This is a genomic window from Nocardioides sp. Root151, from assembly GCF_001427925.1.
Lineage (GTDB): Bacteria > Actinomycetota > Actinomycetes > Propionibacteriales > Nocardioidaceae > Nocardioides.
Genome location: NZ_LMGG01000001.1, coordinates 325798 through 338736, shown reverse-complemented (window position 1 = coordinate 338736; position 12939 = coordinate 325798). Strand labels below are relative to the sequence as shown.

The following is a 12939-nucleotide window of genomic DNA, read 5'->3' as shown; positions in this document are numbered from 1 at the left end:
ATGGCGAATGACGTCAACCCCACCGTGACCGAGCTCGTGACCCGGTCCAACCGTCTCGGCGCGGACCCCCGCAACACCAACTACGCCGGCGGCAACACCTCCGCCAAGGGCATCGAGAAGGACCCGGTCACCGGCGAGGACGTCGAGCTGCTCTGGGTGAAGGGCTCCGGCGGCGACCTCGGCACCTTGACGGACTCCGGCCTGGCCGTGCTCCGGCTCGACCGGATGCGCGCCCTGGTCGACGTCTACCCGGGCGTGGACCGCGAGGACGAGATGGTCGCCGCCTTCGACTACTGCCTGCACGGCAAGGGCGGCGCCGCCCCGTCGATCGACACCGCGATGCACGGCCTCGTGGACGCGGCGCACGTCGACCACCTGCACCCCGACTCCGGCATCGCCATCGCGACCGCCGCCGACGGTGAGAAGCTGACCGAGGTCATCTTCGAGGGGAAGGTCGTGTGGGTGCCGTGGCGCCGGCCCGGCTTCCAGCTCGGACTCGACATCGCCGCGATCAAGGAGCAGAACCCCGAGGCCATCGGCTGCATCCTTGGCGGCCACGGCATCACCGCGTGGGGCGAGACCTCCCAAGAGGCCGAGGCGAACTCCCTCTGGATCATCGAGACCGCGGCCACCCACATCGCGGAGCAGTCCCGACCCGATCCCTTCGGCCCGGCACTCGAGGGGTACGCCGCCCTGCCGGAGGCCGAGCGCCGCGCCAAGGCTGCTGCACTGGTGCCGACGATCCGTTCCATCGCGTCCGCCGACCGTCCCATGGTCGGCCACTTCACCGACTCGACCGAAGTGCTGGACTTCCTCGCCGCCACCGAGCACCCGCGACTGGCCGCCCTCGGCACCAGCTGCCCCGACCATTTCCTGCGCACCAAGGTCAAGCCGCTGCTGCTCGACCTGCCCGCCTCGGCGACCGTCGAGGAGTCGGTGGCCCGGTTGCGCGAGCTGCACGCCGCCTACCGCGAGGACTACCAGGGCTACTACGACCGCCACGCGACCCCGGAGAGCCCGGCGATCCGTGGCGCCGACCCGCTGATCGTCCTGGTGCCCGGGGTCGGCATGTTCAGCTTCGGCAAGGACAAGCAGACCGCCCGCGTCGCGGGGGAGTTCTACGTCAACGCGATCAACGTGATGCGTGGTGCCGAGGGACTCTCGACGTACGCCCCGATCGACGAGGCGGAGAAGTTCCGCATCGAGTACTGGGCGCTGGAGGAGGCCAAGCTCCAGCGGATGCCGAAGCCGAAGCCGCTGGCGACGCGGATCGCCCTGGTCACCGGTGCCGCCTCCGGCATCGGCAAGGCGATCGCCACCAGGTACGCCGCCGAGGGCGCCTGCGTGGTCATCGCCGACCTGTCACTGGACAAGGCGCAGGCAGCTGCTGCAGAGCTCGGCAGCACCGACGTCGCCGTCGGGGTGCAGGTCGACGTCTCCGACGAAGCTGCCGTCGAGAGGGCCGTGGCCGAGGCGTTGCTGGCCTTCGGCGGCCTCGACCTGGTCGTCAACAACGCCGGCCTGTCGCTGTCGAAGTCGCTGCTCGAGACCACCGTCGCCGACTGGGACCTCCAGCACAACGTGATGGCCAAGGGCTCGTTCCTGGTCGCCCGCACCGCAGCGGTCGCCATGATCGAGCAGGGGCTGGGCGGCGACATCGTCTACATCTCCAGCAAGAACTCGGTCTTCGCGGGTCCGAACAACATCGCCTACTCCGCCACCAAGGCCGACCAGGCGCACCAGGTGCGGTTGTTGGCCGCCGAGCTCGGCGAGCACGGCATCCGCGTGAACGGGATCAACCCAGACGGTGTCGTCCAGGGCTCGGGAATCTTCAGCAGCGGCTGGGGTGCCAACCGGGCCGCGGTCTACGGCGTGGAGGAGAAGGACCTGGGCGCGTTCTACGCCCAGCGCACCCTGCTCAAGCGCGAGGTGCTGCCCGACCACGTCGCCTCCGCGGCGTACGCCCTGGTCGGCCCGGACCTCACCCAGACCACCGGCCTGCACATCCCGGTGGACGCCGGGGTGGCGGCGGCCTTCCTCAGGTAGCCGGTCATGGTGCATGTCGCCGCGGTCGACCTCGGCGCCTCCAGTGGTCGGGTCGTGCTCGGAGAGGTCGGCCCGGACCGGCTCCGCCTCGACGTCGTCGCCCGGCTCGCGAACGAACCGGTCGGCACCGGCGACGGCCTGCACTGGAACGTGTCCGGCCTCTACGACGCCGTCCTGGACGGGCTGCGTGCAGCGGTGGCCTCGAGCCTCGGCAGGTTGGCTTCGGTGGCGGTCGACTCCTGGGCCGTCGACTACGGGCTCCTGAGCGAGGGCCGGCTCCTTGCCGAGCCGTTCCACTACCGCGACGCGGGCCGCACCGCCGGCGTGGACGTCGTGCATGCCGTGCTGCCCCATGAGGAGCTCTACCCACGCAACGGCCTTCAGTTCCTGCCCTTCAACACCCTCTACCAACTGGCCGCCGACCCGTTGGTGGACCGGGCGGACCGCCTGTTGCTGGTGCCGGACCTGATCGCCTTCTGGTTGACCGGGGTGCCGGTGACCGAGCGCACGAACGCATCGACGACCGGGCTGCTCGACGTACTCACGGGGGAGTGGGACCGAGCCCTGATCCGGCGGCTCGGCCTGCCCGAACAGCTCTTCGGCGACCTCGTCGACCCGGGCACGGTCGTCGGCCCGGTGACAGGGCCGGCGCTGCCCGACGTCCTGTCCGGGCTCACCGTCACCACCGTCGGCTCCCACGACACCGCCTCCGCGGTGGTGGGCGTGCCGATGCATGGCGAGACCGCTGCGTACATCTCCTGTGGCACCTGGGGTCTGGTCGGGGTCGAGCTGCCCGCCCCGGTGTTGAGCGACGCCGCGCGCGAGGCCAACTTCACCAACGAGGGCGGCGTCGACGGACGGGTCCGGTTCCTCACCAACGTGATGGGCCTGTGGCTGCTCAGCGAGGCGATCCGTGGCTGGGAGCGCACCGGACGGTCAGCGCCACTTGTGACGCTGCTGGCCGAGGCCGCAGCCGTGACCGCACCGGTGCCCGTCTTCGACGTCCAGGACCCGCGCTTCCTGCCGCCCGGTGACATGGCCGGTCGCATCGCCTCGTGGTGCGTCGAGCATGACGTGGCACCGCCCGCCGATCGTGCGTCGACGGTGCGCAGCATCCTCGAGAGCCTGGCCGAGGCCTTCGCGGTCAGCGTGCGACGCGCAAGCCACTTGTCGGGTCGGCGGGTCGACGTGGTGCACGTCGTCGGCGGGGGTGCACTCAACGAGCTGCTCTGCCAGCTGACCGCCGATCGCTGCGGGCTGCCGGTCCTGGCCGGACCGGTGGAAGCCACGGCCCTCGGCAACATCCTGGTCCAGGGGCGCACTGTCGGCGCCGTGTCCGGTGACCTCGAGGCGCTGCGTCGGCTGGTGGCGTCCACGCACGAGCCACGACGGTTCATTCCACGGTCGAAGTCTGCGAGGGTGGCCGGGTGAAGGTCGCACTGATGGTCACCTGCGTGAACGACGCGATGTTTCCCGACACGGGCAAGGCGGTGGTCACGCTGCTGCGTCGCCTCGGTGTCGACGTCGAGTTCCCCGAGGCCCAGACCTGCTGCTCGCAGCCGATGGTCAACACCGGCTACCTCGACGAGGCCGTGCCGGTGGTCCGCACCTGGGTGCAGGCCTTCGCGGGGTACGACGCCGTGGTCACGCCGTCCGGCTCCTGCGCGGGGACCTGTCGCCACCAGCACGGCCTCGTCGCCGAGCGCTCGGGAGACCCGGCCCTGGTGCAGGCGGTCGCCGAGACCGGGCCACGGGTGCACGAGCTGAGCGAGTTCCTCGTCGACGTCCTCGGAGTCACCGACGTCGGCGCCTACTTCCCGCACCAGGTCACCTACCACCCGACGTGCCACTCGCTGCGTCTGCTCGGCGTCGGCGACCGGCCACGACAGCTGCTCGAGGCGGTGCGCGGGCTGCGCCTCGTCGAGCTGCCGGAGGCCACCCAGTGCTGCGGATTCGGCGGCACCTTCGCGATGAAGAACGCGGACACCTCGGTGGCGATGGGCGCCGACAAGGCCCGCCACGTGCGCGAGACGAATGCCGAGGTGCTGGTGGCCGGCGACAACTCGTGTCTCATGCACATCGGCGGGATGCTCTCGCGCCAGCAGGCCGGGGTGCGGGTGATGCACCTGGCCGAGATCCTGGCTGCGACCGAACCGGACGAGACGCAGCCCGTGACCCTGCCCGACGTGGCACGCGGCAAGGGAGTCACGACATGAGCGCCACGTTCGTCGGCATGCCGGTCTTCCCCGAAGCCGCCCGCGAGGCGCTGGCCGACCCCCAGCTGCGCCACAACCTGGCCCATGCCACCGGCACCATCCGTGCCAAGCGGGCCGGGGTGGTCGCCGAGCTGCCCGAGTGGGAGGAGCTGCGCCTGGTCGGGGCCGCGGTCAAGGAGTCCGCGCTCCGCTCGCTCGACACCCACCTGGTGCAGCTCGAGGAACAGCTCGTCGCCCACGGAGCGGTGGTGCACTGGGCCCGTGATGCCGCCGAGGCGTGCGCCGTCGTCGCGGAGGTCGCCAAGAGACACGGCGCCGACGAGGTCGTGAAGGTGAAGTCGATGGTCACCCAGGAGATCGAGCTCAACGAGGCGCTCGCCGCGGAGGGCATCTCCGCCTGGGAGACCGACCTCGCCGAGCTCATCGTGCAGCTCGGTGACGACCTGCCCAGCCACATCCTCGTGCCGGCCATCCACCGCAACCGTGCGGAGATCCGCGAGATCTTCCGGACCCGGATGGCCGCCGCCGGTCGCCCGGCCCCCGCGGGGCTGACCGACGACCCCGCCGCCCTGGCCGGGGCCGCCCGTGAGCACCTCCGCGAGAAGTTCCTCCGCGCCAAGGTCGCCGTCTCCGGGGCCAACTTCGCGATCGCCGAGACCGGCACGCTCGTCGTCGTGGAGTCCGAGGGCAACGGCCGGATGTGCCTGACCCTGCCTGACGTCCTGGTCTCCGTGGTCGGGATCGAGAAGGTGCTTCCGACCTGGGAGTCGCTCGACCCCATGATGCGCCTGCTGCCCCGGTCGTCGACCGGCGAGCGGATGAACCCCTACACCTCGACGTGGACGGGCGTCACCCCCGGCGACGGGCCGCAGGAGGTGCACGTGGTGCTCCTCGACAACGGCCGCACCAACGCCCTCGCCGACAAGGTCGGTCGCCAGGCCCTGCGCTGCATCCGCTGCTCGGCCTGCCTCAACGTGTGCCCGGTCTACGAGCGCACCGGCGGCCACGCCTACGGCTCGGTCTACCCGGGCCCGATCGGCGCCATCCTCAACCCGCTGCTCAAGGGCACCGGCGTCGACGAGCAGACCGACTCGCTGCCCTACGCCTCCACGCTGTGCGGTGCCTGCTTCGAGGTCTGCCCGGTGCGCATCGACATCCCGGAGGTGCTGGTGCACCTGCGGACGAAGGTGGTCGACTCCCATCGCGGGGACCGGCCGCCCAAGCCCGAGGCGGTGGCGATGAAGGCCGCGTCGTACGCCTTCTCCGACGCGCGGCGACTGGCCTTCGCCGAACGGCTCTCCGGTCTCGCAGGTCGAGTCGTCGGCCGGTTCGGACGCTCACGTCTTCCCGGCGGGCGGGCCGCCGTACGACGCGTTCCCGGACCGGGCGCCGCATGGACGTCGGCCCGCGACCTGCCGGCGCCGCCGCCGGAGTCGTTCCGCGCATGGTGGCGGCGTACGTCGGGGGGCCGGTCATGAGCGCCCGCGACGAGATCCTCGGCCGGGTCCGGGCGGCGCTGGCCGACGTCGACCGGCAAGCAGACGTCGACGTGCCTCCGGCGCCCCGCCACGAGGGTGGACCCGAGGACGTGGTCGCACTGTTCCTCGAGCGAGTGGCCGACTACCGCGCCGTGGTCGAGCGCTGCGACGGGTCCGACCTCGAGGAGCGCGTGCGCGCCGCACTGCCGTCCGGTGCGAGCGTGGTCGTGCCGCCCGGCCTCGAGATCGAGGTGCCCGGCGCGGTCGTCGACGACGGCCTCACCGCTGTCGAGCTCGACGCTGTCGACGCCGTGGTCACCGCCGCCCGTCTGGGCATCGCGGAGACCGGCACGATCGTCCTGGACCATCAACCCGACCAGGGCCGCCGTGCACTCTCGCTGGTGCCCGACCACCACGTCTGCGTCGTACGCGCCGACCAGGTGGTGCCCGACGTGCCGGACGCCGTCGGGCTCCTCGACCCGTCCCGACCACTGACCTGGATCAGCGGCCCGTCGGCCACCAGTGACATCGAGCTCGACCGGGTCGAGGGCGTGCACGGCCCCCGGGTGCTGCACGTGATCGTCGTCGGCTAGCCCGGCACCACGGGCCGGAATCCGGAACAGAGCACCCGGAGGTAGGAGATGCGCTCGCCGTCCGTGCGGTAGTACGCCTGCTGCTCCACGACGTGCGCGCCATCAGGGGTCTCGAGCTCGAAGAGGTAGCCCATCCGCTGGGTGTCGGCGACGGTCACGACGTCCATCAGGTGGGCGTTGACGATGCGGTCGTCTCCCTCGAACCAGTGGTCGAGGATGACCGAGGCGACCTCGTCGGGTGTGTGCGCCTCCCAGAACCGGTGCGGGGTCAGGCCCCGGAAGTCGATGTCGTCGGCGAACAGGGCACTCAGGCGCGCCCGGTCCCTCGTCGTGATGGCGGCCGTGAATGCAGCAGCGAGCCTGGGCATGGTGTCCCTCCCTCTGTCCCAAGGCCCACGTTAGGGAGTCGGAGGGCGTCCGGCATCGTCAATTTCGGGGGCACGGCACGGCATCGGGGTCGGCCGCCGAGTGTTGCAGTTCGACCAGTTCGACGTCCGCCGACGTACGAACTGCAACGCTCGTTCCGACCGGGAGGGCGTGGTAGACACCGGCCATGGGATTCAACTTCACGATCGCGGCGCTCGCCGACACCCGGCTCGAAGACCTGGCCGGGCTCGGCATCAGGACCACCGGGGCCACCACGTCCGGCGACCTGGCACTCGAGGAGGGCACGCCGTACGTCGGCGTCCGTGACGGCCAGCTGGTCTTCGCCTGCGCGTCGCCGGAGCTGCTCGACGAGGTGCAGCAGGTCTCGCGCGAGCTCGACGCCCGCGCCGTCGTCGCCGTGTTCGGCAGCACCGCGGACGTGCACGTCTTGTGGATGCGTGACGGCGAACGCGAGCACGAGCGGGTGCTCAACGCCGGCGACGTGATGGACTCACTCGGCGAGCCGTGGCCCGAGGAGGAGGCGGCGTTCGCCCAGGAGCAGTTCGAGTCCGACGCGGTCGCCGAGACCTTTGCCCGGCTGACCGGGGTGCAGGTGCTCGACGACGAGTGGTTGGCGGGGACCTTCCACGAGCTCGACTGGCCGTTCTCCAGCGAGTCCGAATCGCGTGAAGGGGGGCTCACCGAAGCCGCGGAGCCTGTCGATCAGGACTTCATCGAGGTCGACCGGGGCCTGCTGCAGGGCATGGCCGCCGTCCAGCGAGCGGGTCTCGCGGTGATGGTGCTGCTCGGCCTCGGCGTGCTCGCGGAGATCGCGTTCCTGGTCCTCGCGGTCACCCGGGACGAGTCGTTCGGTGTGCCGCTGCCGCACCTGGTCTTCGGGGTGCTGGCCCTGATGACCGTGCTGCTCGGCCGCCTCGATGCGGGCCGGCTGATGTGGACCGCTGCCTCCGCCGGGGTGCTCCTCTTCTCGATCGTGGTGACCGGCATCGCGCGCGACCACCACGTGGCGGTGCTGTCTGCGTACGCGGTCTATCTCGCGGTCGTGATCGGCGCCCTGCTGTGGCACGCGCAGCGGGTGAAGGCAGTACGTCGACAGCTGCCGCGCTGACCGGGTCGAGTGCCCGGTCCGGCTCGATTCCGGGGGAGGGGCACGCGGGCCGTAGACTCACCGCCCGTGGCACTCACCATCGGAATCGTCGGGCTCCCCAATGCTGGCAAGTCGACGCTCTTCAACGCACTGACCAAGAACGACGTCCTCGCGGCGAACTACCCGTTCGCGACCATCGAGCCGAACGTCGGGGTGGTCGGCGTGCCCGACGAGCGCCTGCCGAAGCTCGCCGAGGTGTTCGGATCGGCCAAGCTGCTGCCCGCGACGGTCGAGTTCGTCGACATCGCCGGCATCGTGGCCGGCGCCTCGCAGGGTGAGGGCCTGGGCAACAAGTTCCTCGCTCACATCCGTGAGTCCTCGGCGATCTGCCAGGTGACCCGGGTGTTCCGCGACGAGGACGTCACCCACGTCGACGGCAAGGTCGACCCCGGCTCCGACATCGGGACCATCCAGACCGAGCTGATCCTCGCCGACCTGCAGACGGTGGACAACGCCCTGCCGCGGTTGGAGAAGGAGGCGCGCATCAAGAAGGACGTCGCGCCCAAGGCGGAAGCGGTCAAGGAGGCCAAGGCAGCGCTCGAGGCCGGTACGCCGATCATCGCCACCAAGATCGACCGCGACCTGATCCGCGAGCTCTCACTGCTCACCGCCAAGCCGTTCATCTACGTCTTCAACTGCGACTCCGACGAGCTCGGCGACGAAGAGCTGAAGGACAGGATGCGCGCCCTCGTCGCGCCCGCCGAGGCGATCTTCCTCGACGCGAAGTTCGAGGCCGAGCTGGTCGAGCTCGACGACGACGCCGAAGCACGGGAGATGCTCGCCGAGATGGGCATCACCGAGCCCGGCCTCGACAAGCTGGCCCGGGTCGGTTTCGACACCCTCGGCCTGCAGACCTACCTGACCGCCGGACCCAAGGAGACGCGGGCCTGGACGATCCCCAAGGGCGCCACGGCTCCCGAGGCGGCCGGGGTGATCCACACCGACTTCCAGCGCGGCTTCATCAAGGCCGAGATCGTCTCGTTCGACGACCTCATCGGCCTGGGCACCATGCAGAAGGCCAAGGAGGCCGGCAAGGTGCGCATGGAGGGCAAGGACTACGTGATGGCCGACGGCGACGTCGTGGAGTTCCGCTTCAACGTCTGAGGCACGTCGTACGATCTCATCGAGCGTCACGTCGTCCGGGCGACGCCGCACGAGGAGTGTCGATGAGCGAGCAGTCCGAAAAGCCCCAGTGGTTCATCGCCGCCGACGGCACGGTCCTCCAGACCTGGCCGCCCGGCCCCGACAACGACCGGTTGAAGTACCTGCGCCACGACACGAACCGGCGGCTGGAGCTCTCGGACCTCTACGCCCTGGACGAGCGCCTCGACGACTTCCAGAGCACCTTTGCCCGCCGTTCCAACGTGCTCCTGGTCGTGGCCGGGATAGCCGTGGTCGGCGTCGTGGTGGCGTGGCTCGTCCTGCCACGGGTGGGTGTCGGCACCAACGTCACGCTCGCCGTGACGGCGGTCTGCGTGCTGCTGTTCCTCGGCATGGGACCCCTGGCGCGGGCAGTCAGCGGGGGCGGGCGCGGGAGTCTCGACCAGATCTACCTCGACGCGGGGATCGTGTCGTCGAACCCCAAGGTCATCAAGGACCGCGAGGCGCTGGCCCTGATCGAGGCTCCGGGAACGGTCGCCGGGCGCAAGTCCGGCTAGGTCGACCGGACGGCGGCCGGACGGTTGCCGACCGGCCAGTGACAGGATCGGACCATGACCGCAACCCTCGTGGCCCGGGGCCTGGCCGGAGGGTACGGCCACCGCACCCTCTTCGACTCCCTCGACCTGACCGTCGCGCCCGGCGACGTCGTGGGAGTGGTCGGTGCCAACGGCGCCGGCAAGTCGACCCTGCTCAGGCTGCTCGCCGGCCTCGACGAACCACTGTCCGGGTCGGTGGCACTCTCACCGGCCGACGCTTTCGTCGGGTGGCTGCCCCAGGAGCACGAACGCGTCCCCGGCGAGACCGTCTCCGGCTACGTCGCCCGCCGTACGGGCTGCGCCGCGGCGACCGCCGAGATGGATGCCGCGGCGGCAGCACTGGCCGACCCGTCGGCCTCGGTGGCCACCGGTGTCGACCCCAACGACGCCTATTCGTCGGCACTCGACCACTGGCTGGCCAGTGGCGCGGCCGACCTCGAAGACCGCCTGCCGGGCGTGCTTGCCGAGCTCGGTCTCGACCTCGACGGGACGAACGTCGAGCATGCCCTGATGACCTCGCTCTCGGGCGGGCAGGCGGCCCATGTCGGGTTGGCCTCGCTGCTGCTCTCACGGTTCGACGTCGTGCTGCTCGACGAGCCCACCAACGACCTCGACCTCGACGGGCTCGACAGGTTGGAGGAGTTCGTGCACGGGCTCCGTGGGGGAGTCGTGCTGGTCAGCCACGACCGCGAGTTCCTCGCCCGCTGTGTCACCCGGGTCCTGGAGATCGACCTCGCCCAGGGCTCCAACCGCGTGTTCGGCGGTGGCTACGACGCCTACCTCGAAGAGCGCGCGACCGTGCGCCGCCACCAGCGGGAGAAGTACGACGAGTTCGCGGAGAAGAAGGCTGATCTCGTCTCCCGGGCCCGAACCCAGCGCGAGTGGTCGAGCCAGGGGGTGCGCAACGCGATCAAGAAGGCGCCGGACAACGACAAGATCAGGCGCAAGGCCGCGACCGAGTCGAGCGAGAAGCAGGCCCAGAAGGTGCGCCAGATGGAGAGCCGGATCGCCCGGCTCGAAGAGGTCGAGGAACCACGCAAGGAGTGGCAGCTCGAGTTCAGCATCGGTTCGGCTCCGCGTTCCAGCTCGGTGGTGGCGACGCTCAACGACGCGACCTTCAGCCAGGGCTCGTTCACGCTCGGGCCGGTGTCGCTGCAGGTGAACGCGGGGGAGCGGATCGGCATCACCGGACCCAACGGCGCCGGGAAGTCGACGCTGCTCCGGGCGCTGCTCGGACAACAGTCACCGGTGACCGGCACGGCGAGCCTCGGCACCAGCGTGCAGATCGGCGAGGTCGACCAGGCGCGCTCGCTGCTGGCCGGGTCCCGGTCCCTGGCCGCTGCCTTCGAAGAGCTCATGCCTGACCTGGCGTCGGGCGAGGTGCGCACCCTGCTGGCCAAGTTCGGGCTCAAGGCCGACCACGTGGGTCGCCCCGTCGACCAGCTGTCGCCGGGAGAGCGCACGCGGGCCGGCCTCGCCCTGCTGCAGGCGCGGGGCGTCAACGTGCTGGTCCTCGACGAACCGACCAACCACCTCGACCTCCCCGCGATCGAGCAGCTCGAGCAGGCCCTCACGGCGTACGACGGGGCACTGCTGCTGGTCACCCATGACCGGCGCATGCTCGCCAACGTGCACACCGACCGCCTGTTGCGGGTCGAGGCGGGCCAGGTCAGGGAGCTGTAGGCGCCCCGGGGACACGCGGGTTTCCGGTCCGCAGGTTCAACCGCCGGCGTCGGGGTAGACACCCACCATGACCACCCCGACCCTGCTGCCGAACCCGACCGCAGTCGGCGTACCCACGCTCACTGCAGAAGGCGGTGCGCTGGTCGTCAGGGAGCGATGACCCGGGCGAAGTAGGCCTCCACCTGAGCGGCCGACCAGTTGCGCGACTCCCGCAGGCCTTCGGCCAGCATCGCGAGGTACGCCGGGGTGGGCCGCGTGTGCGGGACGGCGTCGAACCCGTGGGGTGCGGTGAAGGTCAGCATCGGCAGGCCGTCGCGGCGGCCGACCTCGATCAGCGTCTCGTAGTGGCCGGGCCCGGCCTCGTGGCGGCCGGTCTCGAGCCCGTTCATCACGACCTCCTCGAGCGGGTCCCCGGGCTCGGGGATGCGGAACATCTCCTGGGCGGCCACGTCGGCGAACTGCTCGGCGGTGATCAGGTAGGCGCGCGCCTCGGTCGGCCCGGGCGCGTCGTGGTCGTAGAACGCCACGCCGCCGCCCCAGTTCGCTGACTCGCCCGCGAAGTACAGCCGCCCCGGCAGCACGACGGGCACGTCGTGCACCGGCAGGGTCGCGTCGCGCGCGCCGACGTACGTCGTGACGGCTCCGCGCGGCCGGCCACCGGCGATGTACGTCGCGAGGCGGGTCCGGCTCATGTTCGAGCCGTAGCTGACGTACCAGACCTGTGCATCGCTCATCGGGCGCCATTGTGCCGGAAATGCGGTGGCACTCCGAAGCGGCCGACTGCCAGAGTGGCGGCCATGAACCCTGACGAGCTCCTGGCCGCGTACGACGAACAGCTGCGCACCGACGCCGAGACGCCCGGTGCGGCGTCCGTGACCCGCCTCGGGCCGCTGCGCCTCGTGACGTTCGCGGGAGGCCGCGGGTTCATCACCTACCAGGACCTCGGCGACGCCGACGCCGACGAGATCCGACGGCTGGTCGGCGAGGCGCTCGAGCACTACCGGGCAGACCCCGGGATCACCAAGGTGGAGTGGAAGACCCGCGGCCACGACCGGGCACCCGGACTGCACCAGGCACTGCTGGAGAACGGGTTCGTGCAGGAGGAGTCGGAGTCGATCATGATCGGCGAGGCGAAGCTGTTGGCCGGCGAGGTGGAGCTTCCCGACGGCGTGACGCTGCGGAAGGTCACCGAGCCGGACGACGTGCTCGCGATGTGCCGGATGCAGGGTGAGGTCTTCGGCGACGAGCCCGGCGACGCCGAGCAGATGACCCAGGCCATGCTGTCTCGGCTGGCCAAGGACGACGGCATGGAGCTCTGGGTCGCGGAGGCCGACGGGGTGATCGTCAGTGCCGGCCGTCTGGAGCCGGTCGCGGGCACAGAGTTCGCTGGTGTCTGGGGTGGCTCGACCCGCCCGGAATGGCGTGGCAAGGGGATCTACCGCGCACTCACCGCGGCGCGTGCCAACTCGGCGCTGGCCCGCGGGAAGTCGCTGATGAACAGCGACTCGACCGAGTTCTCCCGACCGATCCTGGAGCGCTCCGGGCTGCTGAAGGTGTCGACCACGACGCCGTACGAATGGCGGCGCTGAGCCACAACTGTCAAAAGTCAAAACGCTGCGCACCGCAGACGGGGGAGTGTCCGCCGGGTTAGGAACGAGAGGCAAGGCAACTCTCGGGAACAACCTGGAAGGA

At 70.6% G+C, this 12939-nt stretch carries 12 protein-coding genes; 10 read left to right on the top strand and 2 right to left on the bottom strand.

Translation table 11 applies throughout. The features are described 5' to 3' along the window. Genes ASD66_RS01635 through ASD66_RS01615 form a run of 5 tightly spaced genes read left to right on the top strand, consistent with a single transcriptional unit; the run spans nucleotide 1 to nucleotide 6333 of the window. The gene (locus ASD66_RS01635; protein ID WP_156388496.1) at nucleotides 1-2046 is read left to right on the top strand and encodes a bifunctional aldolase/short-chain dehydrogenase; all 2046 of its coding nucleotides are present in this window, start codon (nucleotides 1-3) and stop codon (nucleotides 2044-2046) included. 6 nt (nucleotides 2047-2052) lie between these two features. Further along, nucleotides 2053-3477: a rhamnulokinase gene (locus ASD66_RS01630; RefSeq protein WP_056681379.1), complete on the top strand. Its 1425-nt coding sequence runs from the start codon at nucleotides 2053-2055 to the stop codon at nucleotides 3475-3477. 11 nt (nucleotides 3478-3488) lie between these two features. Beyond that, nucleotides 3489-4262, top strand: a complete 774-nt coding sequence (locus ASD66_RS01625; RefSeq protein ID WP_056890537.1) for a (Fe-S)-binding protein — start codon at nucleotides 3489-3491, stop codon at nucleotides 4260-4262. Beyond that, nucleotides 4259-5740, top strand: a complete 1482-nt coding sequence (locus ASD66_RS01620) for a lactate utilization protein B (protein WP_056889844.1) — start codon at nucleotides 4259-4261, stop codon at nucleotides 5738-5740. The genes ASD66_RS01625 and ASD66_RS01620 overlap by 4 nt, the downstream gene beginning before the upstream one ends. Beyond that, on the top strand, nucleotides 5737-6333 hold the full coding sequence (locus tag ASD66_RS01615) for a LutC/YkgG family protein (RefSeq protein ID WP_056684823.1): 597 nt from the start codon (nucleotides 5737-5739) through the stop codon (nucleotides 6331-6333). Before ASD66_RS01620 ends, ASD66_RS01615 begins: the two co-directional genes overlap by 4 nt. On the opposite strand, the gene ASD66_RS01610 is transcribed toward ASD66_RS01615, so the two are convergent. After that, nucleotides 6330-6701 carry a hypothetical protein gene (locus ASD66_RS01610; protein ID WP_056889843.1) on the bottom strand — a complete coding sequence of 124 codons (372 nt, stop codon included), beginning with the start codon at nucleotides 6699-6701 and terminating at the stop codon, nucleotides 6330-6332. The genes ASD66_RS01615 and ASD66_RS01610 overlap by 4 nt on opposite strands. A 185-nt stretch (nucleotides 6702-6886) precedes the next feature. Here ASD66_RS01610 and ASD66_RS01605 point away from each other — a divergent pair, with 185 nt between their 5' ends. The 4 genes from ASD66_RS01605 (at nucleotide 6887) to ASD66_RS01590 (ending at nucleotide 11247) form a co-directional block, all read left to right on the top strand. Beyond that, the gene (locus ASD66_RS01605; protein ID WP_056681376.1) at nucleotides 6887-7828 is read left to right on the top strand and encodes a hypothetical protein; all 942 of its coding nucleotides are present in this window, start codon (nucleotides 6887-6889) and stop codon (nucleotides 7826-7828) included. A 66-nt stretch (nucleotides 7829-7894) separates the two neighbouring features. Next, nucleotides 7895-8971, top strand: a complete 1077-nt coding sequence (gene ychF / locus ASD66_RS01600) for a redox-regulated ATPase YchF (protein ID WP_056681375.1) — start codon at nucleotides 7895-7897, stop codon at nucleotides 8969-8971. 62 nt (nucleotides 8972-9033) lie between these two features. Beyond that, nucleotides 9034-9525 carry a hypothetical protein gene (locus ASD66_RS01595; RefSeq protein ID WP_056681374.1) on the top strand — a complete coding sequence of 164 codons (492 nt, stop codon included), beginning with the start codon at nucleotides 9034-9036 and terminating at the stop codon, nucleotides 9523-9525. A gap of 54 nt (nucleotides 9526-9579) precedes the next feature. Then, nucleotides 9580-11247, top strand: coding sequence for an ABC-F family ATP-binding cassette domain-containing protein (locus ASD66_RS01590; RefSeq protein WP_056889842.1), 1668 nt, complete (start codon nucleotides 9580-9582; stop codon nucleotides 11245-11247). A 146-nt stretch (nucleotides 11248-11393) separates the two neighbouring features. On the opposite strand, the gene ASD66_RS01585 is transcribed toward ASD66_RS01590, so the two are convergent. Then, entirely contained in the window at nucleotides 11394-11981 is a 588-nt protein-coding gene (locus ASD66_RS01585; RefSeq protein WP_056681372.1) for a hypothetical protein, read from the bottom strand. A 63-nt stretch (nucleotides 11982-12044) separates the two neighbouring features. On the opposite strand from ASD66_RS01585, the gene ASD66_RS01580 reads away from it, so the two are divergent. Further along, complete coding sequence (locus ASD66_RS01580) at nucleotides 12045-12836, top strand: GNAT family N-acetyltransferase (protein WP_056890536.1); 792 nt, start codon at nucleotides 12045-12047, stop codon at nucleotides 12834-12836. The last annotated feature ends 103 nt before the right edge of the window (nucleotides 12837-12939 follow it).